At 63.8% G+C, this 26,647-nt stretch carries 28 protein-coding genes; 12 read left to right on the top strand and 16 right to left on the bottom strand.

What is annotated here, in order from left to right; genetic code table 11:
* Positions 1 to 24: 24 nt before the first annotated feature.
* Positions 25 to 300 (bottom strand): hypothetical protein, encoded by a 276-nt coding sequence (locus PF049_03660; protein ID WBY17268.1) that lies wholly within the window; start codon positions 298 to 300, stop codon positions 25 to 27.
* Positions 301 to 459: 159 nt separating this feature from the next.
* On the opposite strand from PF049_03660, the gene PF049_03655 reads away from it, so the two are divergent.
* Together PF049_03655 and PF049_03650 are read left to right on the top strand one after the other, a co-directional pair.
* A complete protein-coding gene (locus PF049_03655; GenBank protein WBY17267.1) occupies positions 460 to 1,128 on the top strand; it encodes a hypothetical protein in 669 nt (222 codons plus the stop codon).
* A gap of 40 nt (positions 1,129 to 1,168) precedes the next feature.
* Positions 1,169 to 1,705 (top strand): hypothetical protein, encoded by a 537-nt coding sequence (locus tag PF049_03650; GenBank protein ID WBY17266.1) that lies wholly within the window; start codon positions 1,169 to 1,171, stop codon positions 1,703 to 1,705.
* A gap of 424 nt (positions 1,706 to 2,129) precedes the next feature.
* On the opposite strand, the gene PF049_03645 is transcribed toward PF049_03650, so the two are convergent.
* A complete protein-coding gene (locus PF049_03645) occupies positions 2,130 to 2,585 on the bottom strand; it encodes a DUF1294 domain-containing protein (GenBank protein ID WBY17265.1) in 456 nt (151 codons plus the stop codon).
* A gap of 109 nt (positions 2,586 to 2,694) precedes the next feature.
* Here PF049_03645 and PF049_03640 point away from each other — a divergent pair, with 109 nt between their 5' ends.
* Positions 2,695 to 3,057, top strand: coding sequence for an endonuclease domain-containing protein (locus PF049_03640; GenBank protein WBY17264.1), 363 nt, complete (start codon positions 2,695 to 2,697; stop codon positions 3,055 to 3,057).
* A 242-nt stretch (positions 3,058 to 3,299) separates the two neighbouring features.
* Here PF049_03640 and PF049_03635 read toward each other — a convergent pair whose 3' ends face one another.
* Complete coding sequence (locus PF049_03635) at positions 3,300 to 4,382, bottom strand: hypothetical protein (GenBank protein WBY17263.1); 1,083 nt, start codon at positions 4,380 to 4,382, stop codon at positions 3,300 to 3,302.
* Positions 4,383 to 4,393: 11 nt separating this feature from the next.
* Positions 4,394 to 5,458, bottom strand: coding sequence for a ribonucleotide-diphosphate reductase subunit beta (locus tag PF049_03630; protein WBY17262.1), 1,065 nt, complete (start codon positions 5,456 to 5,458; stop codon positions 4,394 to 4,396).
* Positions 5,459 to 5,646: 188 nt separating this feature from the next.
* On the opposite strand from PF049_03630, the gene PF049_03625 reads away from it, so the two are divergent.
* Together PF049_03625 and PF049_03620 are read left to right on the top strand one after the other, a co-directional pair.
* Positions 5,647 to 5,901 (top strand): hypothetical protein, encoded by a 255-nt coding sequence (locus PF049_03625; GenBank protein WBY17261.1) that lies wholly within the window; start codon positions 5,647 to 5,649, stop codon positions 5,899 to 5,901.
* Between the two features lie 131 nt (positions 5,902 to 6,032).
* Positions 6,033 to 6,275, top strand: a complete 243-nt coding sequence (locus PF049_03620; protein ID WBY17260.1) for a DUF2171 domain-containing protein — start codon at positions 6,033 to 6,035, stop codon at positions 6,273 to 6,275.
* A 102-nt stretch (positions 6,276 to 6,377) separates the two neighbouring features.
* On the opposite strand, the gene PF049_03615 is transcribed toward PF049_03620, so the two are convergent.
* The 7 genes from PF049_03615 to PF049_03585 all read right to left on the bottom strand — a co-directional run bounded on the left by PF049_03615 (position 6,378) and on the right by PF049_03585 (position 14,655).
* Complete coding sequence (locus tag PF049_03615; GenBank protein WBY17259.1) at positions 6,378 to 7,736, bottom strand: GntP family permease; 1,359 nt, start codon at positions 7,734 to 7,736, stop codon at positions 6,378 to 6,380.
* A gap of 110 nt (positions 7,737 to 7,846) precedes the next feature.
* Entirely contained in the window at positions 7,847 to 8,020 is a 174-nt protein-coding gene (locus PF049_03610) for a hypothetical protein (protein WBY17258.1), read from the bottom strand.
* 13 nt (positions 8,021 to 8,033) lie between these two features.
* Positions 8,034 to 8,366 carry a hypothetical protein gene (locus PF049_03605; protein ID WBY17257.1) on the bottom strand — a complete coding sequence of 111 codons (333 nt, stop codon included), beginning with the start codon at positions 8,364 to 8,366 and terminating at the stop codon, positions 8,034 to 8,036.
* Positions 8,367 to 8,543: 177 nt separating this feature from the next.
* Entirely contained in the window at positions 8,544 to 10,619 is a 2,076-nt protein-coding gene (locus tag PF049_03600) for a ribonucleoside-diphosphate reductase subunit alpha (GenBank protein WBY17256.1), read from the bottom strand.
* Between the two features lie 587 nt (positions 10,620 to 11,206).
* Positions 11,207 to 12,094: an alpha/beta fold hydrolase gene (locus PF049_03595; protein ID WBY17255.1), complete on the bottom strand. Its 888-nt coding sequence runs from the start codon at positions 12,092 to 12,094 to the stop codon at positions 11,207 to 11,209.
* A 40-nt stretch (positions 12,095 to 12,134) separates the two neighbouring features.
* Positions 12,135 to 13,712, bottom strand: a complete 1,578-nt coding sequence (gene nadB / locus PF049_03590; GenBank protein WBY17254.1) for an L-aspartate oxidase — start codon at positions 13,710 to 13,712, stop codon at positions 12,135 to 12,137.
* Positions 13,713 to 13,716: 4 nt separating this feature from the next.
* Entirely contained in the window at positions 13,717 to 14,655 is a 939-nt protein-coding gene (locus tag PF049_03585; protein WBY17253.1) for an ABC transporter ATP-binding protein, read from the bottom strand.
* 251 nt (positions 14,656 to 14,906) lie between these two features.
* Here PF049_03585 and PF049_03580 point away from each other — a divergent pair, with 251 nt between their 5' ends.
* The 4 genes from PF049_03580 to PF049_03565 all read left to right on the top strand — a co-directional run bounded on the left by PF049_03580 (position 14,907) and on the right by PF049_03565 (position 16,966).
* Positions 14,907 to 15,557 (top strand): DUF4402 domain-containing protein, encoded by a 651-nt coding sequence (locus PF049_03580; protein WBY17252.1) that lies wholly within the window; start codon positions 14,907 to 14,909, stop codon positions 15,555 to 15,557.
* Positions 15,558 to 15,609: 52 nt separating this feature from the next.
* Entirely contained in the window at positions 15,610 to 15,870 is a 261-nt protein-coding gene (locus PF049_03575; protein WBY17251.1) for a zinc-finger domain-containing protein, read from the top strand.
* 89 nt (positions 15,871 to 15,959) lie between these two features.
* A complete protein-coding gene (locus PF049_03570; GenBank protein WBY17250.1) occupies positions 15,960 to 16,406 on the top strand; it encodes a hypothetical protein in 447 nt (148 codons plus the stop codon).
* 8 nt (positions 16,407 to 16,414) lie between these two features.
* The gene (locus PF049_03565) at positions 16,415 to 16,966 is read left to right on the top strand and encodes a DUF924 domain-containing protein (protein ID WBY17249.1); all 552 of its coding nucleotides are present in this window, start codon (positions 16,415 to 16,417) and stop codon (positions 16,964 to 16,966) included.
* Between the two features lie 18 nt (positions 16,967 to 16,984).
* On the opposite strand, the gene PF049_03560 is transcribed toward PF049_03565, so the two are convergent.
* A complete protein-coding gene (locus tag PF049_03560; GenBank protein WBY17248.1) occupies positions 16,985 to 17,656 on the bottom strand; it encodes an endonuclease III in 672 nt (223 codons plus the stop codon).
* A gap of 47 nt (positions 17,657 to 17,703) precedes the next feature.
* On the opposite strand from PF049_03560, the gene gloA reads away from it, so the two are divergent.
* Complete coding sequence (gene gloA, locus PF049_03555; protein WBY17247.1) at positions 17,704 to 18,192, top strand: lactoylglutathione lyase; 489 nt, start codon at positions 17,704 to 17,706, stop codon at positions 18,190 to 18,192.
* On the opposite strand, the gene PF049_03550 is transcribed toward gloA, so the two are convergent.
* Positions 18,189 to 18,896 (bottom strand): endonuclease III, encoded by a 708-nt coding sequence (locus PF049_03550; protein ID WBY17246.1) that lies wholly within the window; start codon positions 18,894 to 18,896, stop codon positions 18,189 to 18,191. The genes gloA and PF049_03550 overlap by 4 nt on opposite strands.
* A gap of 101 nt (positions 18,897 to 18,997) precedes the next feature.
* On the opposite strand from PF049_03550, the gene PF049_03545 reads away from it, so the two are divergent.
* Positions 18,998 to 19,375 (top strand): hypothetical protein, encoded by a 378-nt coding sequence (locus PF049_03545; GenBank protein ID WBY17245.1) that lies wholly within the window; start codon positions 18,998 to 19,000, stop codon positions 19,373 to 19,375.
* Positions 19,376 to 19,425: 50 nt separating this feature from the next.
* Here the strand turns inward: PF049_03545 and guaA are convergent, their stop codons facing one another.
* The 3 genes from guaA to PF049_03530 all read right to left on the bottom strand — a co-directional run bounded on the left by guaA (position 19,426) and on the right by PF049_03530 (position 23,956).
* Positions 19,426 to 21,000 carry a glutamine-hydrolyzing GMP synthase gene (gene guaA, locus PF049_03540; protein WBY17978.1) on the bottom strand — a complete coding sequence of 525 codons (1,575 nt, stop codon included), beginning with the start codon at positions 20,998 to 21,000 and terminating at the stop codon, positions 19,426 to 19,428.
* Between the two features lie 633 nt (positions 21,001 to 21,633).
* A complete protein-coding gene (locus PF049_03535) occupies positions 21,634 to 23,193 on the bottom strand; it encodes a class I adenylate-forming enzyme family protein (GenBank protein ID WBY17244.1) in 1,560 nt (519 codons plus the stop codon).
* Between the two features lie 58 nt (positions 23,194 to 23,251).
* Positions 23,252 to 23,956, bottom strand: coding sequence for a zinc transporter (locus tag PF049_03530; GenBank protein ID WBY17243.1), 705 nt, complete (start codon positions 23,954 to 23,956; stop codon positions 23,252 to 23,254).
* Between the two features lie 189 nt (positions 23,957 to 24,145).
* Here PF049_03530 and gyrB point away from each other — a divergent pair, with 189 nt between their 5' ends.
* Positions 24,146 to 26,635 carry a DNA topoisomerase (ATP-hydrolyzing) subunit B gene (gene gyrB, locus PF049_03525; GenBank protein WBY17977.1) on the top strand — a complete coding sequence of 830 codons (2,490 nt, stop codon included), beginning with the start codon at positions 24,146 to 24,148 and terminating at the stop codon, positions 26,633 to 26,635.
* Positions 26,636 to 26,647: the final 12 nt, after the last annotated feature.

Genomic DNA, 26,647 nt, shown 5'->3' with positions numbered 1-26,647 from the left:
TGGAAAGCGGCTGCGCCTGCGGAGTTATTCGCCTTCGGTCGGCGTCGTCATCATCGGTTCGGCCGTATCGCCGGTTTCGGCGCCGTTCACCTGTTCGGCCGCCTCATCCATGTCGGTGGCGCCGAGATCGGTATTGAGGCGTTCCTCCGTCGTGGTAATGTCCGCATCGGTGACGGTGAAGTCGTCCTCGTCGCCATCGGCGTTGAAGACGAAGATGATCAGCACCACTGCCAGCAGGACGAGCGCGCCGACCCAGAACCAGCGGGTGGACGGCTTTGAATCGGGGACGGGATCGGTCATCGAATATTCTCCTGTTGCACGCGCATTTGCAAACGCGCTTCCTTCATCCAACATCCTGTTCGCCAAGCCGTTCCGCATTCGTCCACGCGTCCGCCCTTCCCGGACCGCGACGACGCGAAGCGATTGCCGCCGCGCATGCGCTTTGCCATGAGGGCGGTCATGACCCTCCCTGCCCCGCGCATCGCCATCCTCCCCGCTCTCGCCGTGATCCTGCTGGCAGGCTGCGAGCACGCGTCCTCCGGGCCTTCTGGCGTGGCAGAGACGCCGCAGGATGCGTTCTTCGCCAATCTCGCCAGCCATTGCGGCAAGGCGTATTCGGGCGCGCTGGTCAGCAAGGATGCCGCCGATAGCGACCTCGCGGGCGCCGAGATGGTAATGCATGTCCGCGACTGCTCAGCGAACCGCATCGCCGTGCCGTTCCACATCCGCCCGGCAGGTGCCGGGTGGGACCGCAGCCGCACCTGGGTGTTCACCCGAACGCCCGGAGGCCTGCGCCTGAAACACGACCACCGGCACGAGGATGGCGAGCCCGATGCCGTCACCCTGTATGGCGGCGACACCGCCACCCCCGGCAGCGCCACCGCGCAGGCTTTCCCGGTGGACGAGGAAAGCGTCGAGCTCTTCCTGACCGAGGGGCTGGACGCCTCCGTCACCAATGTCTGGTCGGTCGAGGTCGACCCCGCAGGCACGGCAGGCGGGCAGTTCGCCTACCAGCTGCGCCGCACGGTCGAAGGCGGCGCACCCGCCCCGCGCCTCTTCCGCGCCGAGTTCGATTTTAAGGACGAGGTTCCCCCGCCCCCGGCGCCGTGGGGCTTCGAAGGCTCCTGACCCCTCGCCCAAGCCCGCGCCCTCGCCCACGGCACGCCGCGTGATCCACCGCCACAAACCCCCGCGCTTCGATGCAAGGTGGCAGGCGAAGCGGCGCTTGAGCGGATGGTGGCGCGCAGTCCGCCTGCCGCTGGTGCTGGCCGCGATATTGGCGGCGAGCTGGCTGCTGACCCGGACCGCCACGCCCGGCCAGGATCCGCAGGCCCTGCCACAGCGCTTCGTCCTGTGCGGACAGGGCGGTGCGAGCGCCTGCGTCATCGATGGCGACACCGTCGCACTTGGCCCTTTCGACCAGCGGCGGCGCGTGCGCCTGACCGGGTTCGACGCCCCGGAAATGAACGGCGCCTGCGCGGGCGAGCGGGAGGCGGCGCAGCGGGCGCGGGCCGCATTGCTGGTATGGCTCAATGCCGAGCGCGCCTACGTCGATGGCGGGGAGCAGCCGCCCCGCGACCGCTATGGCCGCGAACTGCGCGCCGCGTCGCGGGCCGATGGCAGCCTGCTGGCGGATGTCATGATCGAGAGCGGCCTGGCGCAAGGGTCCGGCTGGGGCGCGGCATCTATCGACTGGTGCGCCTGACCCCCGACCGGCCGGCGAACGCGTCCAACATGACACGATTGGATTGGCGCCGCCGATCTCCTTTTCGGAAAGCCCACCGGCAGGCAGCCTTTCGCAGGCCCAGGGTGACAGATGTGACACGGCGCCGCGAAGCGTCATCCAGCGCAAAGCCGCCGGTGGAGCGGCTTACACGCCGCTGATGCGCGAATCGCAAAACAGGGCATAGCGCACGAATATGTCGCGCGGGTTTCCGGAGATTTCCTACAGCGCGGCCAGGCTCCCAACCCTTGCCGTTCTGACTAGCCCTCCGGTCCGGCCTCGCGTCCGCCGACGATGCCATAGCCTTCGACGGCATCCTGCTCGACATGACCACGGTGATACATATCCATGTAGATCGTCCGCTCTTGGTGGAAAACGGACCATCGAGTTTAGGCCTTCGCCAAGGTCAATAGCGGGGTTCGCACGCCACCCCGTCGCCGTCACCATCCATGTCGCTCCGATAGCCCGGTTCGCCATAACGGAGTGGAGCGGCGCCGGCAGCGCGAACCGCATTGCAACCGCTGAAATGCCTGCTGGCCATAACTGCTTCCAGTCTGGCGGTTTCCTTGGCGCTGCGAGGCATCAGGTATCCGGGAAGCAGGAAGTAAGCACCGGCCGCCAGGAACGCACCCGTCCCGAACCCTGCCAGCAGGCTGCCTGCAAAGCCGGGAGTGCGGATTTTGTGGCGGAACACGGCGCGCCCCGCGAACGCGCCGATGATTCCGCCTAGCGTAGCCATCAGGATCAGCGTGTCATTGCGCACCCGCCAACCGCCGTTTTCCGCTTGTTGCTTGTCATAGGCGAAGAGAGCGAATGCCGCAAAATTGATAGCGATCAGGTAATAGGTCAAATATTCAAGCATCACCCGTTACAATTAGCGAGCGAATGTTGAAGAAATCATTTCGCCGCGAAGACGCGCAATTACACCCCTCCCGCTTGCGGGAGGGGCCGGGGGTGGGCAAGTCACACAGATGCCCGACTGGATACACAGAAACACAAGCCGCGCCCGCGATCTCCGCAACCGCGCGACACCGGCGGAACGCACGCTGTGGCAATACCTCGCCCGCTCACAGCTGGGTGCGAAGTTCAGCCGCCAGATGCCCGTTGGCCCGTGGTTTGCCGATTTCCTCTGCCGGGAACTCAAACTGGTGATCGAACTCGACGGATATAGCCACGACATCGACCCGCAGCGCGACGAGCGGCGCGACGCCGACCTCCGGTCCCGCGGCTATCGCACCCTGCATTTCACCAATGACGACGTGGTGGAAGATCCCGAAGCAGGCGCAACCGCAATCAGGCGGGAAATTGAGAAACTGCGCCAGGCCAAGAGCTGAGCGCAAGACACTCCCTCCCGCCTGCAGGAGGGAAGCGAGCCTTATCAGCTTCGCTGATTAGTCGCATCAGGGTGGGCCAGCGCGACAGCCCTCACCCAAGACCGGCCCCGCCCCAAGGGCCTCGCCCACCCCTAACCCCTCCCGCAAGCGGGAGGGGGACTGAATTGCGCCAAGACCACCACCGAAGCGTATTTCCCTTTCCCCTCTTGCGGACGGGCTTGCGAATGGACTGCATCAAATAGTCACTCAGCTTTCAGGCTGGGGATCTTTTCTAAGACTTTTTCAAAGAATGTCACATCAACCGACCTCGCCTCTACCGACTTCTGATCTGCCTTATTCCGGTCTGTGCTATTCAAGAGCGGCATCGCATGTGCGAGGGACTCCTTGTCTCCCGCGCTGATCACGAGCGCGATCGCAGCAACCCTCCCCGATAAAAAAGCCACCTCATTCTGGTAATATTTAACATCCTCAAGACTTCTTCTGTAAAGAGATAGGAAAAAGTAAGCGATTGCCGTAATTACAATCGTCAAGGATACGCGTATGCCAATCAAATATATCGCCTGTGATTGACTTAACCTCGCAATTTGCACGGGATCGAAGGCTTCTACCGACTCTTTCAGAAAGTAAAGTGCAGCGAGAGCAAATCCGATACCGATTATTAAATTTATGAAACCCCTCACCGTTACAGTCGAAGAAGCACGTTTAAGTTGCTCCGTAGCATCGAGCAAAACATCTATTGCATCATTGCGCGAAAAATCTCGAGCCCTCTCTTTGATAATATGGCCGAACGCCAGATCCATTTGAGGACGCAACTGGTCCTTGAATGATTCTCTCACCAGCTGAATAATCTCTTCTTCGGCTCCTCGAGAAAGATTTACAGATTGGGACGCGGACCGTGAACGTAAATATTCGAGTGCCTCTCGAATCTCTTCAGTGTCCTTCGGCCGCGAGGAAAGTTCGGCGTTCAGATTAACGCCGACTAATGTACTCACAGCAGCAGCAACGGCGCGGTTCAATCGCTCGAAAGAGCTAACAGCCATTTTTCGGCCATGGGCGGTTCCGACTAACACGATCAGGAATGCACTATAAGTCAGACCAAGGGCGGCAATTACAATCTGAGGTATAGTTACGGCCTCGTCTTGCAGACTGCGTACTAGCTCAGGTAGAAAAAGCGCTAGCAAGAGTGCAGCGACCGCACCAAAAACAAGAGCCCCAATCCCTGATAGTGCGCCAGCCTGGTTCGAGTTCTGTTCTGGAGAGTTATCTTCGTCTATCCGATCACCACTTCGATCATGGTTGGCATCTTCGCACACGTCGTCGGCCATTGCGCACATCCCTACTCCGCCGCCACGCTCCCGCTCTCATCCCCGAACAGCCCCGGACCGTCATCCGCGGCCTCGTCCTCGGCGTTTGCGGCTTTCCCTGCACCCTTGCGCTTGTCGAAGGTGCTCCACACGTCCTGCCAGTTGCCCTTCGTCGCGCCCTTGGAATATTCGGTTGCGCGCTGTTCGAAGAAGTTGGCGTGCTCCACGCCGTTCAGCAGCGGGGCGAGCCAGGGCAGGGGGTGGTCTTCCACCATGTAGATCGGCTGCAGGCCCAGCTGGCCCAGGCGCCAGTCGGCGATGTAGCGGATGTATTTCTTGATTTCCTTGGGCGTCATGCCGCTGACGGGGCCCATCTCGAACGCCAGGTCGATGAAGTTGTCCTCCAGCCGGACAGACTTCTGGCAGATGTCGATGATGTCTTCCTTCACCGCCTTCGTATAGCAGTCCCGCTCGCGCACGAATTCGTGGAACAGCTTGACGATGCCTTCGCAGTGCAGGCTTTCATCGCGGACCGACCAGCTCACGATCTGGCCCATGCCCTTCATCTTGTTGAAGCGCGGGAAGTTCATCAGCATGGCGAAGCTGGCGAACAGCTGCATCCCTTCGGTGAAACCGCCGAAGGCCGCCAGCGTGCGGGCGATATCCTCGTCCGTGTCGACGCCGAAGATCTGCAGGTAATCGTGCTTGTCCTTCATCTCCTCGTATTCGAGGAAGGCGCTGTATTCGCTTTCGGGCATGCCGATCGTGTCGAGCAGATGGGAATAGGCCGCGATGTGGACCGTTTCCATGTTGCTGAACGCGGTCAGCATCATCTTGACCTCGGTCGGCTTGAACACGCGGGCATATTTGTCGTGGTAGCAATCCTGCACCTCGACATCGGCCTGGGTGAAGAAGCGGAAGATCTGGGTGAGCAGGTTGCGCTCGTGCTCCGAAATCTTCTGCGCCCAGTCGCGGCAATCCTCGCCCAGCGGCACCTCTTCCGGCATCCAGTGGACCTGCTGCTGCAGTTTCCAGAAATCGTAGGCCCACGGATACTCGAAGGGTTTGTAGGTCTTGCGGGCTTCGAGCAACGACATCTTGTATCTCCGTGGGATTGGGCGTGGTCTATCTTGTTACAGAATCATAGCGGTGATTCGATAGCAAGCCTGACCAAAGGGTCGGGGATAAGACCGGTGATACTGCCGACCCCGGACCAAAGCGGGTGGGAACGGCAGGGGCGCGGGGCCCGTTCTTCCCTGTGTACACGCACAATATAGGAACGGCCATGACCAAGAACACCACCCAAAACACCACTGGGCACGACCAGCGCGACGTTGCGCTGAAACCCTCCACCAATCCCATCGAACCGACGCGCACCGGTCCCGAGGTCGAGAAACGCCGGGGCGCGGAGCAGGACGCCGAATTGCGCAACAATGCCAAGGGCAAGGAGACGACCGATGCCGAGGTCGACGGCGCACAGGTCGGCTATGGCAACAGCCGGACCGAACACGGGAAGCGCGAGCAGGACGCGGCGAAATAATGCCCGCATCAAGGGCTGGCTTCACAAGGCGTTTCCCATCGTCGACGAACCGAGGAACGCTCCTAGGGGTCGCCCGTTAATAAGGCATAACCACTTAGAAAGGCACGGGAAACCCGGCCGGAAAGATCAATATGTTTGAGAAGATTCGTATCAAGGAACACATGGAAGTCGCCAATTCGGAAGGCCTGCATGTCGGCACGGTGGATGAAGTCACCGGCGACAAGATCAAGCTGACCAAATCGGACAGCATGGACGACATGCACCACTTCCTGATGGTCGACGATGTCGACGAAATCACCGAGAACCGCGTCGTACTGAAGAAGGATGCGCGTATTCCGGAAGGTCTCGGCAACAAGGCGACCGTCGCCTCGTAAGCACCGACTACACCTTACTGCCGCGCCCCGCGTGGTAGCAGCAGGAGCCCGGCTCCTCGCAAAAGCCTCAAGGAGGCTGTGCGAGAGCCGGGCTTCTTGCGTTCAGGTCAGCATGGCCAGTGCGATCGTCGCGATCGAGGCGATTACGGGCACGACCACGGTGACCATGCCGATATCCTTGTAAGCCTGTTTGTGCGTCAGGCCGGTAATGGTCAGCATCGCGATGACCGCGCCGCAATGCGGCAGGGAATCGAGGCCTCCGCTGGCCATGGCGACCAGCCGGTGCAGCTCCTCAGGCGCAATACCCAGCGCGAGGTAGGGCTCCGCCAGCGTCGCCATGAAGATCTGCAGGCCGCCGGACGAGGATCCGGTGATGCCCGACACCGCGCTGGCAGCGGCGAACATGGACACGAGCGGCGGCAGGTCGAGACCGAGCACCGTCTGCGTGAACAGCGCAAACCCGCCCGTCTGCGCCACCACGCCGCCAAAGCCGATCACTGCCGATGTCGCCATCAGCGGCATGATCGCGTCCTGCGTCCCCTCCCCCAGCGCCCTCAGCGGCGCGCGCCTGACTGCAGGAAACAGCGCCAGCGCCACCACGTTCGCCAGCAGCAGCGCGATGGAGGGCCACAGCACCGGCTGGGCATTGGCGAATTGCAGCAGGGCGATGTCCCCGTCCGTCCCGGCCAGCGCCAGCAGGCGCGGCGCCAGGATCGTGCCGATCACCAGCACCAGGGGCAGCACCGCCAGCCACCATGGCGGCACGTCCTGCGCGATGCTGTCCAGGTCGGGAATGACATCGCGCGGACCGGGTTCGAACCGCTCGCCAGCGGCCTGCGCCCGGACCCGCTCCCGCTCGAGATAGGTCATGCCCAGAATGAACATCAGCGCCCCGCCGAACAGGCCCAGCCCGCTGGCGGCGAAAAGGTCCGTCCCCAGGGTCAGGGTCGGGATGACGTTGTGGATGGACGGCGTGCCCGGCAGCGCGGTCAGCGTGAACGTCCCCGCGCCCAGGGCCGCGGCGCCGCAGAACAGGCGCTTGGGAATGTCGGCTTCCTTCATCAGGCGCAGGCCGAGCGGGTACATGGCGAAGATCACCACGAACACCACCACCCCGCCATAGGTCAGCAGCGCGCAGGACAGCACCGTGATCCACAGCGCCCGCTGCGCCCCCAGCGCGCGGACCATGGCCATGGCGATGGACGTCGCGGCATGGCTTTCGCCCATCACGCGGCCGAACATGGCCCCGGCGGCGAACAGAAGGAAGAACCGCCCGGCAAAGGTGAAGGCGCCCAGATCGCCGAAAGTGTAGGCATCGCTCAGGCTGGCGGCGAGCGGCAGGCCGTTCGTGGCAATCACCAGCAGCGAACACAGGACCGATGCGAAGATGATGTTCACATCGCGCAGCGCCAGCCAGATCAGCAGGCCGAGCCCCGCCAGCAGTCCCATGATTCCCAGCATCCGCCCTCTCCCCTCGCCATGAAATACACCACAGCGAAGGCAGCATGGGAAGCGCGGAATGGCCCCGGCGTAACCGGTCGGGGACCCGGGTGCCGGGCGGACCCGCACGGCTAGATCAACAGTTCGATCACCGGCCAGATGAAGATCGCGGCCAGCGCAGCCATGGCAGCGGCAAAGCCGCGCCCCATCGTGCGCCGCCGGCGCCCGACCCCGCTCCAGAACACGAAGGCGAGGATCAACAGCAGCACCGTGCCACCGATGCGGAAGACGAGGTAGGCGGTCACGATGGATCCAAACTTATGCGGCCATATCGTTGCGCGAGGCAAACAGAACTCCGCGCCTTACGTCATTGGCTATCGCTTCACGCGCTTCTGCGTCAGATTGCGGGCATAGTAAGACACCGAGCGTCAGGCGTTCATCGACGGAACGATTGTTTTGCATTGATCGACAGCAATCGACGCCGACAGCAAGGTCGTTTACAGCCTCGACTAGCATCGTTTCACGAGAGAAATCCACAATGCGTGTAATGATATAAACCCCGGGAAGGCCTGCGAAATTCTCTGAATCGTGACACATCCGAAAAGCGTATTCGCGCTTACTTTCGCCCAAAATTTTGTTCCATATCGTCATAAGGATACTCTCATTTGCGGTGAGTTGTTTGAGAGTATCCTTGACCTCGAAACTGAGCCGGAGCATTGTCCGGTTGCAAACAGAGCTGAGGAGGAAACTCCCGGTTCGATGGCCCGGCAGATCTTCGGATTTGTCGGGCCTTTTCTTTTCCCCCTCAGGTCAAAAAAACTGAGCTGCCTACTGGCAGCTCAGGCATTCCTCGTAATCGGTCTGCTGTTCGCCCAGTTCGGCCTTCAGCTCGATTTCCTTGGCGTCCGACGTATTGTCGGCCTCGACACCGCCGGCGAAGCCTGCGCGCTGCACGCTCTTCGAGCGGAGGTAATAGAGCGACTTGATGCCCTTCTCCCACGCCTGGAAGTGCAGCATCATCAGGTCCCACTTGTCGACATCGGCCGGAATGAACAGGTTCAGCGACTGGGCCTGGTCGATATAGGGCGCGCGGTCGGCGGCGAATTCGAGCAAATACCGCTGGTCGATCTCGAAGCTGGTCTTGAACACCGCCTTCTCGTCCGGCGTCAGGAAATCGAGGTGCTGGACGCTGCCGCCCTTCTCCAGGATCGAGTTCCAGATATTGTTGGAATCCTTGCTCTTCTTCTGGAGCAGCTTTTCCAGATACGGGTTCTTCACCACGAAGCTGCCGGACAGCGTCTTGTGGGTGTAGATATTGGCCGGGATCGGTTCGATGCAGGCGCTGGTGCCGCCGCAGATGATGCTGATCGACGCGGTCGGCGCGATCGCCATCTTGCAGCTGAAGCGTTCCATCGCGCCCATGTCGGCGGCATCGGGGCAGGGACCGCGTTCCTTGGCCAGCATCAGCGACGCCTCTTCGGCGCGGGCGCTGATATGCTTGAACATCTTCTCGTTCCACGCCTTCGCCATCGGGCCTTCCATCGGCAGGCCCTTCGACTGGAGGAAGGAGTGGAAGCCCATGACGCCGAGACCCACGCTGCGTTCGCGGTGCGCGGAATATTTCGCCCGTGCCATCTCGTCCGGCGCGCGGTCGATATAGTCCTGCAGGACGTTGTCGAGGAAGCGCATGACGTCCTCGATGAAGGTCTTGTCGTCCTTCCACTCGTCCCATTTTTCCAGGTTGAGCGAGGACAGGCAGCACACCGCCGTGCGGTCGTTGCCGAGATGGTCGATGCCGGTCGGCAGGGTGATCTCGCTGCACAGGTTCGAGGTCGACACCTTCAGGCCCAGGTCGCGGTGATGCTTGGGCATCATGCGGTTCACCGTGTCGCTGAACACGATGTAGGGCTCGCCCGTGGCCAGCCGCGTCTCGACCAGCTTCTGGAACAGGCTGCGCGCATTGACGGTGGAGCGGACTTCGCCCGTCTTGGGCGATTTCAGCTCGAAATCGTCGCCCGCGCGGACCGCTTCCATGAATTCGTCGGTCAGCAGCACGCCATGATGCAGGTTCAGCGCCTTGCGGTTGAAGTCGCCGCTGGGCTTGCGGATTTCGAGGAACTCCTCGATCTCCGGATGCGATACGTCGAGATAGCAGGCCGCGCTGCCGCGCCGCAGCGACCCCTGCGAAATGGCCAGCGTCAGGCTGTCCATCACGCGCACGAAGGGGATGATGCCGCTGGTCTTGCCGTTCAGGCCGACCGGTTCGCCGATGCCGCGCACATTGCCCCAGTATGTGCCGATGCCGCCGCCCTTGGACGCCAGCCAGACGTTCTCGTTCCAGGTATCGACGATGCCGTTCAGGCTGTCGGACACCGAATTGAGGTAGCACGAAATGGGCAGGCCGCGATTGGTCCCGCCATTGGACAGGACCGGCGTTGCCGGCATGAACCACAGGCGGCTGACGTAATCGTACAGGCGCTGGGCATGGTCCTGGTCGTCGGCATAGGCGTCGGCCACGCGGGCGAACAGGTCCTGGAAGCTTTCGCCGGGCAGCAGGTAACGGTCGATCAGCGTTTCCTTGCCGAATTCGGTCAGGTTCGCATCCCGCTCCGCGTCGGTCGTGATCGTGAAGCGGCGGTCGTTGACCTTCTTGCTATCATCCTTCGCCGCGGCGACGGAGGCCATCGCCTTCGCCGCTTCGCCCATGGCGCCAGCGGTCGCGCCGGCAATGTCCTGTGCCAGCGCGTCGGTGCCGGGGTCGCTCTTGTCCATCGTTACAGCCTTCCTGCCTGCGGCAGCGTTTCCTGATTCGGGGGTATCGGCACGGGTGGCCGCGTCGTCCTGTACGTCCGTGTTCAGCGTATCCGTATCCGTCACCCTGTCGTCCCCAGCCTTGAAATCCATTGTCCGCCTCACGCTCTTGCGCCGGCTTGCCGCGAGTCGTGCGGGCTGCCGGTGATGTTCCACATTCGTTCCCGCGAGTCGAGCGCAACCATGCTCCCCTCGCATATAGGAAGCGAGGGCGGTTTTTGCCGTCCCGGATTTGCCCCCCGTCTTGTCCACAGACCGCTCCGGCCCCGTTCCCGCCAGCGACTCCCCTCCCCCTCGCGGGAATCCGCGATTACCGGGCGTCCTGACTAGGTTTTGGGGTCCACAACCCTTGCGAACCACTAGATACTGAATCAGGAGGCCGCGCCGCGCAATAGGGTAAAGGTCGATTTAACCGCCGGAAGGTGGCCTGCACCCCTGTGTGTTACCCTCGCAAGACACCTCGACGCGTGGACAAAGCTGGGCTGGCGCGAGGCGCAAGGCCGAAAATAAAACACGGCAAAAATTTTTCGCGGGAAAAGGTGCCTGCGGGGGCTTTGAATCAATCGAATCGAGGCGCGCAATTTTGCTTCGCGGCGAGGGGCGCGCACGCTCCCTCGAACGCGCTCCCGCGAACGCGCCTTCTCGACCGCGCCCCCGCAACCGGTCGGATGCCCAGGCGATTACGCGGAAGAGCGCGCGTGGGCCGCGATGTCATCCGCGATCGGTTCCGCCAGTTCCACCGGCAGGTCGTGGCCCCAGCCGGGATAGGTCTTGAGCTTCGCACCGGGAATCGCGGCGGCGGTATCGCGCCCGCCCTCGACCTTGACCAGCGGGTCGTCCTCGCCATGCAGGACGAGCGTTGGAACCTTCACCGATTTCAGCCGGTCGCGGCGGTCGCCATCGTCGATGATCGCGGCCATCTGGCGCACCATGCCTTCGGGATAGACGCTGCGCCGCACGCTTTCGCGAACACGCTCGCGCTGGCGCTCGGGATCGGGGCGATAGCCGGGACTGCCGATGGCGCGGGTGACGTTCAGCCCGTGCTCGACCAGCACTTCCTCCTCCATCGATTCGGGCCGCTTCGTCAGCGCCTGCATCGCTGCCTTTTCCGCCTGTGGCAGTTTCGGATTGCCGGTGGTTGAGAAGACCGAGGTCAGGCTCAGCAGGCGGTCCGCATGGTTCACCGCCATCAGCTGCGCGATCATCCCGCCCATGCTGGCACCCACGACATGCGCTTTCTCTATGCCGAGGCAGGTCAGCAACGCCATGCCGTCATCCGCCATGTCGGACAGCGTATAGGGCACGCGCGGGCGCAGGCCGATGCGGCGGAACAGGATGTGACGCACCATGCCCGGCGCCTTCGCCCCGCCCATTTTCTGGCTGAGCCCGATATCGCGGTTGTCGTAGCGGATGACCCGGAAACCGCGCGTCACCAGCGCCTCGACCAGCTCCATGGGCCACATCGTCATCTGCGCGCCCAGCCCCATGACCAGCAGTACGGGCGGGTTCGCCGGATCGCCGTGGTCGTCGTAATGGAGGGTCAGGTTGTTGGCTGTGGCTTCGGGCATGCTGGTCTCTCTCCTTGGTCCTTGGTCTTGCGCGGCGCCGCTAGGGCACCAGCACCGTGTCGCGCGCGACCGGATCCGTTTCGGGATAGTCGAGCGTGAAGTGCAGGCCGCGGCTCTCGTGTCGCTGCAGCGCGCTCTCGACGATCAGGTAGGCCGCCTGGTGCAGGTTCCTGAGTTCGATGAGGTCGGTCGTCACGCGGAAACTGCCGTAATATTCGTCGATCTCCCGCCCCAGCAGGCGGATGCGGTGGCGGGCGCGTTCCAGCCGCTTGGTCGTGCGCACGATGCCGACATAGTTCCACATGAAGCGGCGCATCTCGGTCCAGTTCTGCTTGATCACGACTTCCTCGTCTGAATCGGTCACGCGGCTCTCGTCCCATGACTTGATTGCAGGCGGTTCCGGCAGTTCGTCCCAGCGCGCGAGGATGTCCTTCGCCGCCGCCTCGCCATAGACGAAGCATTCGAGCAGGCTGTTGGAGGCGAGGCGGTTCGCGCCGTGCAGCCCGCTCTCGGTGCATTCGCCTGCCGCCCACAGGCCCGGCAGGTCGGTGCTTGCGTCCAGCCCGACGATCACCCCGCCGCAGGTATAATGCTGCGCGGGCACGACCGGGATCGGCTGCGCCGTCATGTCGATGCCGAGGCCGGACAGTTTCTCGTCGATGGTGGGGAAATGGCCGCGCACGAAATCCGCCGGCTTGTGGCTGATATCGAGATGGACGTAATCGAGGCCGTAGCGCTTGATCTGGTCGTCGATCGCGCGGGCCACCACGTCGCGCGGGGCCAGTTCCATGCGTTCCGGATCGTAATCCGCCATGAAGCGGTGCCCGGTTTCCGGGTGCAGCAAATGCCCGCCCTCGCCCCGCACGGCCTCGGTGATGAGGAAGTTCTTGACCTCCAGATTGTAGAGGCAGGTGGGGTGGAACTGCATCATCTCCATGTTGGAGACGCGCGCGCCGGCCCGCCATGCCATCGCGATCCCGTCGCCGGTCGCGCCGCGAGGGGCGGTGCTGAACTGGTAGACCCGGCCCGCGCCGCCAGCCGCCAGCACGGTGGCGCGGGCGACATGCGCCTCCACCCGGCCGGTCGCCTCGTCCAGCGCATAGGCGCCCCACACGCGCCCGTCGCCCGAATATTTCTCGCCATTGCGGCTGGTGATGAGATCGACGCAGGTGCGCCCCGGCAGCAGCGTGATGTTGCCATTGGCCTCCGCCGCTTTCAGCAGCGCCTCCTGCACCGCCCAGCCGGTCGCATCGTCGACATGGACGATGCGGCGGTGCGAATGCCCGCCCTCGCGGGTGAGGTGAAGGTCTCCCGAATCCCGGTTGAACGGCACGCCCAGCTCGCACAGGCGGTCGATGCTTTCGGGCGCACGCTCGATCACGAACTCGACCGTCTCCCGGTCGTTCAGGCCCGCACCGGCGACCATCGTGTCGCGCACATGGTTCTCGAACGTGTCGCCTGCGTCGAGGACCGCAGCGATCCCCCCTTGCGCCCACGCGGTGGAGCCTCCGGTCAGCGAGCCCTTGGCCAGCACCAGTACGCGCTTGTGTTCGGCCAGCGCCAGCGCGGCGGTGAGGCCGGCCGCGCCCGACCCGATAATCAGGATATCGTGTTCCATCGCCCTAGCCCCCGCCCGTCAGCTGCACGAACACGTCCTCCAGGTCCGCCTCGCGGGTGGTGACGTCCTCCACCGTATAGCCGTGGCTCTGGATCACGCCCAGCACCTGGCCTGCGCTCATCGCGTCGCGGTCATAGGTCACTTCCAGCGTGCGCGGTTCGATCGTCTCGGCCTTCAGGAAGCCTTCCTCCATCACCGGGCCGCCCAGAACCTTGTCCACGGTGACGCGCACGATCTTCTCGCGGGCCATGCCGATCAGGTCCTGCGTCGGCTTGTTCGCGATCAGTTCGCCATTGCCGATGATGGCGATGCGGTCGCATAGTTCCTCCGCCTCTTCGAGGTAATGCGTGGTCAGCACGATGGTGACCCCCTGTTCGTTCAGCTGCGTAACCAATTCCCACAGCTGCCGCCTCAACTCCACGTCCACCCCGGCGGTCGGTTCGTCGAGTACGAGGATCGGGGGCGAATGCACCATCGCCTTTGCGATCAGCAGGCGGCGTTTCATGCCTCCGGACAACGTGCGGGCATAGGCATCGCGCTTGTCCGACAGGCGCACCGCCTCCAGCAATTCCTCGCTCCGCCGATCGGCCTTGGGAATGCCGTAGAAGCCTGCCTGGTTCTCCAGCACCTCGTACGGTGTGAAGAACGGGTCGAAGACGATTTCCTGCGGCACGATACCGATGGCGCGTTTCGCGTTGCGGCGCTGGGCATCGATGTCGAAGCCCCAGATTTCCGCGCTGCCCGATGACTTGGAAACCAGGCCGGCAAGGATGTTGATCAGGGTCGACTTGCCCGCGCCATTGGGGCCCAGCAGGCCGAAGACCCCGCCCTGCGGAACATCGAAGCTTACGCCTTTCAGCGCCAGCTTCCCCTCGGCGCCCTTTTCCCCGGCATAGCGTTTGACAAGGTCGCGGATCGCAATGGCGGGAGACGTATCGGTCATGGCCATGCGCCTACGCCGGGCGGGGCCGCTGCGTCCAGTGCCCAGCGGCATTAACCCGAACGAAAGCCTGTTCCGAGGGCAAATATCAGGCGAGCTTACCGGCGAGTTCGAACATACGGTCCTGCAGTTCGGCCTGCCGTACCTGGCGCCCAGCCGCGAGCGCCTAGCACAGCGTGAGCGGACTTCGTTAGCGCGCTCTTAACCATGTCCGGATGGCGAGGGTTAACGGCTGGCCAGGTAAGGGTGCGGACATGGGATCGCTCCATTCACGTTTTCCGGCATTACCGGTGGCAGGTGTCTTCGCGCCTGCTGCGTCGCGCGTGCGCCAGGCGCTGGGTGCCGGAATGCGCGCGCCCATTGCCGTTCTTGCCATGCTGGCCATGCTGTTCGCATCCTCCGGGGCGAGCGCGCAGACCTCGGCCAATGCCAATGCAAACGCATCGACGGCCGAAACCGCCGTCGCAATCAGTACCGCCAGTTCCCTTTCCAATACCGGGGACCTCGATTTCGGCAGCATCATAGCAACCGGCGTCGCCGGAACCGTGACCATAGCGCCCGATGGCGGCGTCACCAATACCGGGGGGACGATTCCGATGGGCGGATCGCGGGCGGCCAGTTTCCTGCTGGAACGCGATGTCGGGATCCAGTATCCCACCGGCTATTCGCCTATTCTTCCGAGCACGGTCGAAATCACGCACGAGACCGATCCGTCCGCGACGATGACGATCCGCGACCTGACTTCGGATTTCGATCGCACGCGCCAGATCTTCATCTTTACCGTGCCGGGCTGGTGGGGCCTGACCGAGTATGATTTCCGGGTGGGTGGAACCCTGGATGTTGCGGCGGACCAGTTGCCGGGCGTCTATACCGGCACGTTCACCGTACAGGTCGACTTCCAGTAGGCTGCCGATTGCATTGCCACCCGCCCGCGGGCGCAGTATGGGCAGATGCATCATGAGCATCGCCCCTCCCGAAGTAAGCAAGGTCACCACCACCCGCGTGTGGTGCGATGGCGCGACCGACATCCGCAGCGGAGAGAATTATCGCCCCGCGGCTCTCGGCCATCCCAAGATCTACCTGCAGATCGACGAGCATGGTTATGTCGATTGCGGCTATTGCGACCGGCGCTTCGTGCTGGAAGGCGGCCCGGCGGACGGGGTCGACCAGTCGCAGCTGACGGACATTTCCGAAGGCGCCGATCCCGGCCACCGGTAAGCGCCGCCGGTCGGAATGGGCATGCGGCCCGCTCAATCCGGGTTCATGAAGCCATGCTATCATGTCCGCCCAGATCGAGGACCGTTTCCATGACCATCTCCTATCCCGCCGCAATTGCCGCCTTCGCACTGTCTCTCTCGCCGGCCATTCCCGCCGCAGCGCAGGACGGGCCCACGCAGGGCAATCCGGTCGAAGGACAAAGCCTCCTGACAGAAGGCGAGGAACGCCTGGTCCGCCTGACCGAAAACCGCGTCGCGGGCGAGCCGCAGACCTGCCTGCCGCGCCGGGGCCTGCGCAACATGACGATCATCGAGGATACGGCCGTCGTGTTCGATTACGGCAGCACGATCTATGTGAGCTACCCCGCCCAGCCCGAATTGCTGAGCAAGCGCGACCGGCTGGTCACCCGGCGCAGCTTCGGCGGGCTGTGCAGCAACCACCTGATCCGGACCGAGGACCGCTCAAGCGGACACCCCACCGGCAATTTGTTCCTCGGCGATTTCATCCCCTTCACCCGCGCCGCGGACGAGGGGTAAGCCCGCAAATGGCGCTGGCGCGGCGCGACTGGGCGAGCGAGGTGCTGCGCATATGGTTCGGCGTGCTTGGCCCCGCCGACTGGTTCGGCGGCGCCGATGCGGTCGATCGTTTGCTGGAACGGCGTTTTTCATCGGACTGGCAGCAGCTGAGGCATCGTCCGCCGGGCGAATTCCTGATCGATCCTCCCACGACGCTGGGCGCAATCATCCTGTTCGACCAGGTGCCGCGCAACCTGTTCGGCGGCACTGCGAAAGCGTTCGCATCCGACCCGCTCGCGCTGGCGCTAAGCCATGCAGCTCTTCGCCGGGGCTGGCACCGCGCCGTGGCCAGCGAGGAAATCCAGTTCCTCGCCATGCCGCTGATGCATAGCGAGGACCGGGCCGACCAGCGCCTGTGCGTGGAAATCTTCGCCCGCCACGTTCCCGGCGCGCTGTCCTTCGCCCGCAGCCACAAGGCGATGATCGACCGCTTCGGTCGCTTCCCCCATCGCAACGAAATGCTCGGCCGCACGACCACGCCGGCAGAGCAGCGCGCGATCGACGCGGGTTTCAGCTGGTAACGGTTCGGCTGGTAGCGATCAGGCCGCGGCGATGTTGGCCGCATACCATTCGCACAGGTCCGATACAGGGCATTCGGCGCATTTCGGGCTGCGCGCCGTGCACACGCGCTTGCCGAACTGGATCAGCCAGAAGTGCCCGTCGCGAAAGGCCCAGCCGGGGCTGCGTTCCTCAAGCTGCTGCGCTGTCCGGTCCGCCGTCTTCGCCTGCGTCAGTCCGATGCGGTTGCACACGCGGTGGACATGGGTGTCGACCGCGATCACGTCCTGCCCGAAGGTGAAGCTCAGTACGATATCGGCGCATTTGCGCCCGATGCCCGGCAGCGACAACAGACCCTCGCGCGTGTCCGGCACCGTGCCGCCATGCTCTGCCAGCAGCGCCTCGCAGAACATGCGGATATTGCGTGTCTTCATGTTGTAGAGGCCGCACGGCTTTATCGCCGCGGCAATGGCGCGGTCGTCCAGCGCCAGCATGTCTTCCGGCGTCGTCGCCAGCGCGAACAGGGCGCGCGCCGCCTTCGCGGTATTGGTGTCGAGCGACTGGGCGCTGAGCATGCAGGAGATACAGCTGCGAAAAGCGTCGGGCTGCCCCTTGGGCCCCTTGGCATTCTTCGTGCGCCCCGGCATGGCCTGCGCCAGCCGCTGATACACCGTCTCGGTCTGCTCTTCGCTCAGCATGGACAGGGAACGCACGGGCGCAGCCGATGGTTGCGGGCATGTATTCCAACGGGAGCCGAACGATGACAGCCAATCCGCACGATTTCACCCTCAACCACACGATGCTGCGGGTGAAGGACCCGGAGAAGAGCCTCGCCTTCTATTGCGGCGTGCTGGGCATGACCCTGCTGCGCAAGGCGGATGTGGAGGCGGGCGAGTTCTCGCTCTATTTCCTCGGCTTCACGGATAGCGACGACGAAGTGCCGCAGGGCGATGCGGAAGCGACCGAGTATGTCTTCAGCCGGCAAGGCGTTCTGGAACTGACCCACAATTGGGGCACGGAGGACGAGGACGGCCCGGTCTATCACGACGGCAACGCGCAGCCGCAGGGCTTCGGCCACATCGCGCTCGACGTGCCGGACCTGGCGGCAGCGGTCGCGCATTTCGACGAGCACGGCGTCGAATTCCAGAAACGGCCCGAAGACGGCATGATGAAACACATCGCCTTCATCAAGGACCCGGACGGCTACTGGATCGAGATCCTGAGCGCGAAGGCGATGGCCGGCGGTTAAGGGGCACGCTCCCGGCCCGTCGCGCACAGCGCCTGCGCCGGGCAGTCCCCGCAATGGAGGGCGGACGGGCGGCAATAAGTCTGCCCGACCTTCTTCATCAGCAGGTGATGCTCGTCGTAATCGGCCGCGCTCCATTCGGGCGGCATTACGGGCATGATCGCCTCGAAGGCACGGGTTGCGCTGGCCCTGGCGGGGACCAGCCCCATGCGCTGGAGGATGCGGGTATGATGCCCGTCCAGCACGATGGCGCGGCGATCGAGCGTGCTGGCATTCATGACGCCCGCTGCGATCTTGCGCCCGATGCCGGGCAATTGCTCCAGCCAGCGCATCGCCTCGCCCGTCTCCATGTCCGCAAGATGCGACAGATCCACGCGCCCGCGCCGCTCGATCAGCGCAGTAAGGCTCGCCTTCAGCCGCTCCGCCGCGATGTTGGGATAGGTCTGGGTGGAAAGCTCGTCCTGCAACTGCTCCAGCGGCAGCCCGGCCACCGCCTCCCAGCTGCCATGCCGGTCCAGCAGGCCCTGGGTGGCAGCATTGGAAATCTCGGACTTGGTGCGCGCCCCGATGACCCCTTGCACCAGCACCCATTCCGGCGCCCGCCACGATGCCGCCGCCCGCTCGATCCGCCCGAACCGCTGGACCAGCAGCGGCTGCAAACGGCGAAGCGTTTCGGTGCGCGGGTCCGGGCCTAGGGGGAGTTGCATTTCAACCCGCCCTCGCGACAGGAGGCGCAAATTCATATTGACTTATAATTATCTTTTTATACATATGCACAAACAGGAAGTGCTGTAGGAGTGGAGAAGGCATGCATATGGAAAAGTATCAGGGTTTGTCGGACTTTTTGAGCGATCTTTGCGAAGACAAGATCGTCATGAGTTTTGAGAGCGTGAATGACTTGGTCGGCGGCAATCTTCCGGATAGCGCATTCCGGCACCGCCCGTGGTGGGCCAACCGAAGCGAAGGGAAAGGCTCGCAAAATCTCGCGTGGCAATCGGTGGGGTGGGAGACCCGCGACGTAAACATGGAACTCGATGAAGTTACTTTCGTCCGGGCGCGAAAGCACAAAAGAAAGATAGAGTCCTTGCAAGCCACTGGCGCACTGACGATTGCTCAAGCCAAGGCCGGTCTCGCGGCCAACTTCGGCATTTCAAAAGACTCGATCGAGATTCATATCAAGGGCTGATTTTAAATTGCCGTGCGAACTGATGGTCGCGCGGCACTTCGCTTGCAATATCACTCCCATTCAATCGTCCCCGGCGGCTTCGACGTATAGTCGTAGACCACGCGGTTGATGCCCTGCACTTCGTTCACGATGCGGGTGGCGACGCCTGTCAGGAAGGCGGCGTCGAAGGGGTAGACGTCGGCCGTCATGCCGTCGGTGCTAGTCACGGCGCGAAGGCCGCAGACGCTGTCATAGGTGCGCGCATCGCCCATCACGCCGACGGTCTTGACCGGCAGCAGCACGGCGAAGGCCTGCCAGATCGCGTCGTACAGGCCCGCCTTGCGAATCTCGTCGAGATAGATCGCGTCGGCTTTCCTCAGGATGTCGCAGCGCTCCTTCGTCACCTCGCCCGGGATGCGGATGGCGAGGCCGGGCCCCGGGAACGGGTGGCGGCCGACGAACATGTCGGGCAGGCCCAGTTCGCGGCCCAGCTCGCGCACCTCGTCCTTGAACAGCTCGCGCAAGGGTTCGACCAGCGCCATGTCCATGCGTTCGGGCAGGCCGCCGACATTGTGGTGGCTCTTGATCGTGACGCTGGGCCCGCCGGTGAAGCTGACGCTCTCGATAACGTCCGGATAGAGCGTGCCCTGCGCCAGGAAATCGGCGCCGCCGACATTCTTCGCCTCGGCCTCGAACACGTCGATGAAGGTCTTGCCGATGAACTTGCGCTTGGCCTCGGGATCGGTGACCCCGGCAAGGCCGCTCATGAACATCTCTTCCGCATCCACCACGACCAGCGGGATGTTGTAATGGTCGCGGAACATGGTCTCGACCTGTTCGCGTTCGTTCAGGCGCAGCAGACCGTGATCGACGAAGACGCAGGTCAGCTGGTCGCCGATCGCCTCGTGTATCAGGATGGCAGCGACAGAGCTGTCGACCCCGCCTGACAGGCCGCAGATGACCTTCCTGTCGCCGACCTGTTCGCGGATCTCGCGCACTTTCGTTTCACGATAGGCGGCCATCGTCCAGTCACCGGCCAGCCCGCAGACATGGCGCACGAAATTGGCGATCAGCTTGCCCCCGTCGGGCGTGTGGACGACTTCGGGGTGGAACTGCGTGCCGTAGAACTTGCGGCTTTCGTCGGCGATGACAGCGAAGGGCGCGCCGTCGCTGGTGGCGACGATCTCGAACCCGTCGGCGAAGCGCGTGACCTTGTCGCCGTGGCTCATCCAGACCTGGTGCCGCTCGCCTTCCTGCCACAGCCCGTCGAACAGCGCGCAGTCCTTCGTCACGGTCAGGAAGGCGCGGCCGAATTCACCGCCTTCCCCGGTATCGTGGCCCGGCCTCACCTCGCCGCCGAGCTGGTGCGTCATGACCTGCTGGCCATAGCAGATGCCCAGGACCGGAATGCCTGCCTCGAAAAAGGCGTCGGGCGCGCGCGGGCTGCCTTCCTCGGGGACACCTGCGGGGGAACCGGACAGGATGATACCCTTGGGCCGGAGGCGTTCGAATGCTTCTTCCCCCTGCGTGAAGGGCGCGATCTCGGAATAGACCCCCGCTTCGCGCACGCGGCGCGCTATCAGCTGGGTCACCTGGCTGCCGAAATCGACGATGAGGATGGAATCGGGGAGATGGTCTGGCTGCATGGCCATGTGCGTTACGAGCGGGTGCAATTCCTGTCCAGCGAGGCGCGGCACATGGATGCGGCTCGACGCGCCAGCCCCGCAGGACGCCCGAGGAACTTCAACGCTCTATGTTGCAAAGAACTGCACAGACGATGCGATTATCTCGCTTTTGGTTACTGCCATGCAACGCTAGATAGCTCCCCGAAGCCGGGCGGTGGCAGTCCTCTCTCTCCCTCCCAAGACACCCCGTCCGGCCCTTCAGCAGGTTTAGAACCGGTTCCCAAGGCCGGTTTCCTGCAGGCCCGGCGAGACATTTCTCCCGGCCAGGTGTTGCTGCCGCGAAATCCGGGACTGCCGGGCGGAGCGGGCGGCATTCACTCGAACAGGCCGCGCGGTGGTGTGAGATCCTTTCTCCTCTCTCCCCCCTCGACCGGGTCCATATCCCGCGCGGTTTCGAGTTTCATGGATTTCCCTGCACCCTGCTGTAACCGCGCCGCCCTGCCGGCCGTATTGCTCGGGGATCAGGATAGCAGCCTTACCCGGTCCTTCCGGGTCGCCGCCCCTCATGAAGGGGCGACAGCGTGTGGTCCGCCGGTATACCCCCCTCCCCCAAGACCGGCGGACCATGCGCGAAAGCAGCCGGGCATCATTCGATCAAGCCAGCCGGTCCGCCATGTCCCGCAATTCGGTCTTCAGCAGCTTGCCGATATGGCTGCGCGGCATCTCGTCGATGGCATGAAGGTCCGACAAGCGCTGCGTCTTGCCGACATTGCCGTTCACGCCGGCAAGGATATCGGCAACCTCGTCCCGGCTGACGCCTGCCTCCAGCCGGACGAAGCCCAGCGGCGTTTCGCCCCATTGCGGGCTGGGCACGCCGATCACGGCCGCCTCCGCCACGCGCGGATCCTTTTCCAGTTCCGCCTCCAGGTCGCTGGGGAAGATGTTGAAGCCGCCGGAAATGATCATGTCCTTCGCGCGGCCGACCAGCTCGACGAAGCCGTCGGCATCGACCCGCCCGATATCGCCCATGCGCTGCCAGACCTCGCCCGATGATGGATCGATCCAGTATCCCTCGCGCGTTTTTTCGGGCTGGTTCTTGTATCCCGCCATCATCGTCTGGGATCGGCCAATCAGATTGCCCGGCTCGCCTGCGGGTACGGGCCGGTCGTCGTCGTCCAGCACCATCAGCTCGCTGCTGGGTGCAGGGCGGCCCACCGTATGCAGCTTGTCCGGGAATTCATGCGCCTGAAGCAGGCAGACGACGCCGCCTTCGGTCATGGAATAAATCTCGATAAGGGCGCCGGGCATCCTCTCCAGCACCTGCCGCTTCAGCGCGGCGGGGAACGGTGCGCTGGTGCAATATTTCAGCTTCAGCGCGGACAGGTCGAATTCGTCCAGGCGCGGCTCGTCCATCAGCCGCTGGTATTGCACCGGGACCAGCATCGTGATGGCGACGCCGAACCGCTGCGCGGTGGCAAGCCAGTCCACCGTCTTGAACTTGCCCATGATGTTCACCGTCCCGCCGGCCAGCAGGATGGGGAGGAAGGCGACCATGGTGGTGTTTGAGTAAAGCGGCGTGGAGGCGAGGCTGACGGGATCGACGCCGGCCTTCAGGTAGGAAAGCCCCGTAGCCGCGAACTGCGTCCAGCGCATGGCGTGCGAATGGACGATCCCCTTGGGCGTACCGGTCGTGCCGCTGGAATAGATGATGTTGAACGGGTCCGATTTCTCCGGCGTGACGGGCGGGGCCACCGTCCCTTCGGGCGCCATCCAGGCGTCCAGTTCCTCGTCCAGCACGATGCGCTGCAGGCCGGGCATGAAATCCTCGCCCAGTTCGCCAAGCTTGGTCCGGTCGATGAACAGGTGCGCCGCGCCCGAATCGCGGGCCATGCCTTCCAGCTGCTGCGGGCTGGCGCTGGTGGTGAGCGGGGCCGCCACCCCGCCCGCGCGCACCGCGGCGAGGAAGACGAGCGCATAGGGAACGCCCGACGTGCCGAGGATGGCGACCGACTGCCCGCGCTCCAGGCCGGTTTCGACCAGGCGCGCTGCAATGCGTTCTATCCGGTCATGCATCGCGGACCAGCTCAGCTCTGCCGAGGTATCGCGCAGGGCAATCGCTTCCGGCTGGCGCCTGGCCCAGAACCCCAGCATTTCGCTGAAGGAATGGAAGGGCTTTTCGAGGAATGCCTGTCCGGCGATGTCGTGGTCGGTCATGCGCTTTCTTTTAGGGCGCACCGACCCCGTGTCGAGAGCGCGCAGGCCTTGCGCCGCCTCAGCCCCCGGAAAGAGAGCCGAGCGCGAAGGCGAGGATGACCCCCAGCGCCGTCGCGACTCCGGCCCAGTGATGGCCTTCGCGGAAGGCCTTGGGAAACACCTCCGTTGCGAGGCTGGCGACCACCGCCCCTGCGGCAAAGCAGCGGATGACGGCCAGCGTTTCGTCGCCCGCACCGGCAAGGGCGACATTCCCCACGACGGCTGCTGCGGACAGGAGCACGGCGGTCGCGATCCACAGCCCGATGACCCGTCCGCGCGAACGCCCCCCGCTTGCCATTTCCCGTGCGCCGCCGGCCGCCTCGGGCAGGTTGGAGAGCAGGATGGACCCGGCGAGCGCCGCGATTTCCGCCGGACCAGCGCCGATCAGCGCGACGCCCAGCGCGAGGTTTTCCGGCACGCCGTCCAGTGTAATGGCCGCCAGCAGGCCGCCGCCTGAATCGCTGCCCCATTTCTCGTCGACGAAATAGTCGAGCAGCGAAAACACGATTGCGCCTGCGGCAAGCCCGGCCATCGCGATCCAGACGGAGCTTGCCTCGATACTGGGTTCGACCAGTTCGCTCACCACGGATACCAGCAACGCCCCGCCCGCCAGCGCGATAAGGAACCCTTCCGTGGCAGGCTTCATCCGCCCGAAGACGCCCCATGCCGCCCCGGCGACCAGCGCGCCCGACACCACCCCCACGACGACCAGCATCATTACCATGAAGCGCAAACGCACGGCCCTGCGAAAGGGTTGCAGGCAGGGGGAAATTCGGGCGGTGGAAAATAGCTGGCAAAATGCCGCCTATTGCTTGGGATTCCGCCCGTCTGCGACTATATGCAGGGGATGGACGAAAACACTTCCCAGCAGCCCGAAAACGCAGCCGCCACTCCCGATAACGGGGCGAAGCGGATGGGCGAATACGGAGCCGATTCCATCAAGGTTCTGAAAGGGCTGGATGCCGTGCGCAAGCGGCCCGGCATGTATATCGGCGACACCGACGACGGCAGCGGCCTGCACCACATGGTGTTCGAGGTGTCGGACAACGCTATCGACGAGGCGCTGGCCGGTCACTGCGACCTGGTGCTGATCGAGCTCAACCCCGATGGCAGCGTCTCTGTCGAGGACAATGGCCGCGGCATCCCGGTCGACATGCACAAGGAAGAAGGTGTGTCGGCGGCAGAGGTCATCATGACCCAGCTGCACGCCGGGGGGAAGTTCGAGAACACCTCCGATGACAATGCCTACAAGGTGTCGGGCGGCCTGCACGGCGTGGGCGTGTCGGTGGTGAACGCCCTGTCGCAATGGCTGGAACTGACCATCTGGCGCGACGGCAAGGTCCACGAGATGCGTTTCGAGGACGGGGAGGCGGTGAAGAGCCTCGAAGTCACCGGCGATGCCCCGAAGGTGGAGCAAAACCCCGACGACAATGGCTTCAAGAAGGGGACCCGCGTCACCTTCATGCCGAGCCACGACACGTTCAAGAACGTGACCGAGTTCGATTTCGACAAGCTGGAGCACCGGTACCGCGAACTGGCCTTCCTGAATTCCGGCGTGCGCATCCTGCTGCGCGACAACCGGCCCGAGGAAGCGTTGGAGCACGACCTGTTCTACGAAGGCGGCATCGCGGCCTTCGTCAAATATCTCGACCGCAACAAGCAGCCGCTGATTTCCGAGCCGATTTCCGTTTCCGCGGAGAAGGACGGCATCGGCATCGACGTCGCGCTGGAATGGAACGACAGCTATTACGAAAACGTGCTGTGTTTCACCAACAACATCCCGCAGCGCGACGGGGGCACGCACCTGGCGGCGTTCCGCTCTGCGCTGACCCGCACGCTGAACAATTATGCGGCCTCTAGCGGGCTGATGAAGAAGGAAAAGGTCAGCCTGTCGGGCGAGGACATGCGCGAAGGCCTGACCGCGATCGTCAGCGTCAAGCTGCCCGATCCCAAGTTCGGTAGCCAGACGAAGGACAAGCTGGTCTCCTCCGAAGTGCGCCAGCCGCTGGAATCGCTGATGGGCGAGAAGATGACCGAATGGCTGGAGGAAAACCCGGCCGATGCGAAGGCCATCATCCAGAAGATCATCGACGCCGCCGCCGCCCGCGAGGCTGCGCGCCGTGCCCGCGAGATGAGCCGCAAGGGCGCGATGAGCGTTGCCAGCCTGCCCGGCAAGCTGGCCGATTGCCAGGATCGCAATCCTGCCAATTCCGAACTGTTCCTGGTGGAGGGCGATTCGGCAGGCGGCAGCGCGAAGCAGGGCCGCGACCGCAAGACGCAGGCCATCCTGCCGCTCAAGGGCAAGATCCTGAACGTGGAACGCGCCCGGTTCGACCGGATCATCTCGTCCAAGGAAGTGGGCACGCTGATTCAGGCGATGGGCACCGGCCTGCGCGACGAATTCAACCTTGAAAAGCTGCGCTATCACAAGATCGTGATCATGACCGACGCCGATGTCGACGGCGCGCATATCCGCACGTTGCTGCTGACCTTCTTCCACCGGCAAATGCCGGAAATCGTGAAGGCCGGGCATCTCTACATCGCCCAGCCGCCGCTCTACAAGGTCGCCAAGGGCCGCAGCGAAGTCTATCTGAAGGACGACCGCGAGCTGGACCGTTACCTGATCGACGGCGGCCTGCAGGGGCGGATGCTGGACGACGGCAGCACGCAGCGCGCCGGAGAAGACCTCCGCGCTCTGGTCGAGCACGGCCTGAGGATGCGCAATTTGATCGCCTTCGCCCCGCGCAAGTACAGCGACGAGATCATCGAGGAAATGGCGCTCGCCGGCGTCCTCGACCCCGAAGGCACGGCCAGTGCCGCAGCGATGGAAAAGGCCGCACGGCGCCTGAACATGGGCGACCCGGAGGCGGAATGGACCGCCGCGTTGACCGATGATGGCGGGGTGCGGTTCGAACGCCTGTGGCGCGGCGTGACCGACGTCCACCTGATCGAGGCGAAATTTCTCGACAGCGCGGAGGCGCGCAAGCTGCACTCCGTTGCGCAGGAAGAAGCGGACATCTACGACACGGCCGCACGCCTCGTGCGGTCCTCCAGCGGGGAAACCACCGCTCCCGACCCCGAAAGCGATGAGGAAGTCGACAGCGAAAGCCCGTCCTTCACCGATGACGATGCCATCACGCGTCCGACGCAGCTGCTCGACGCCGTGCTGGCGGCGGGCCGCAAGGGCCTGTCCATCTCCCGTTACAAGGGTCTGGGCGAGATGAATGCGGAGCAGCTGTGGGAGACCACGCTCGATCCCGATCACCGCGTGCTGCTGCAGGTGAAGGTCGAGGATGCCGACGTGACCGACGAGATCTTCACCCGCCTGATGGGCGACGTTGTCGAACCGCGCCGCGAATTCATCCAGGACAATGCGCTGAACGTGGCGAACCTGGATGTCTGATCCTGCGGGACG

This window comes from Erythrobacteraceae bacterium WH01K, assembly GCA_027941995.1.
GTDB lineage: Bacteria > Pseudomonadota > Alphaproteobacteria > Sphingomonadales > Sphingomonadaceae > CAJXSN01.
Note: the sequence above shows the minus strand (reverse complement) of the source record. Positions and strands in the feature narration are given on the sequence as shown.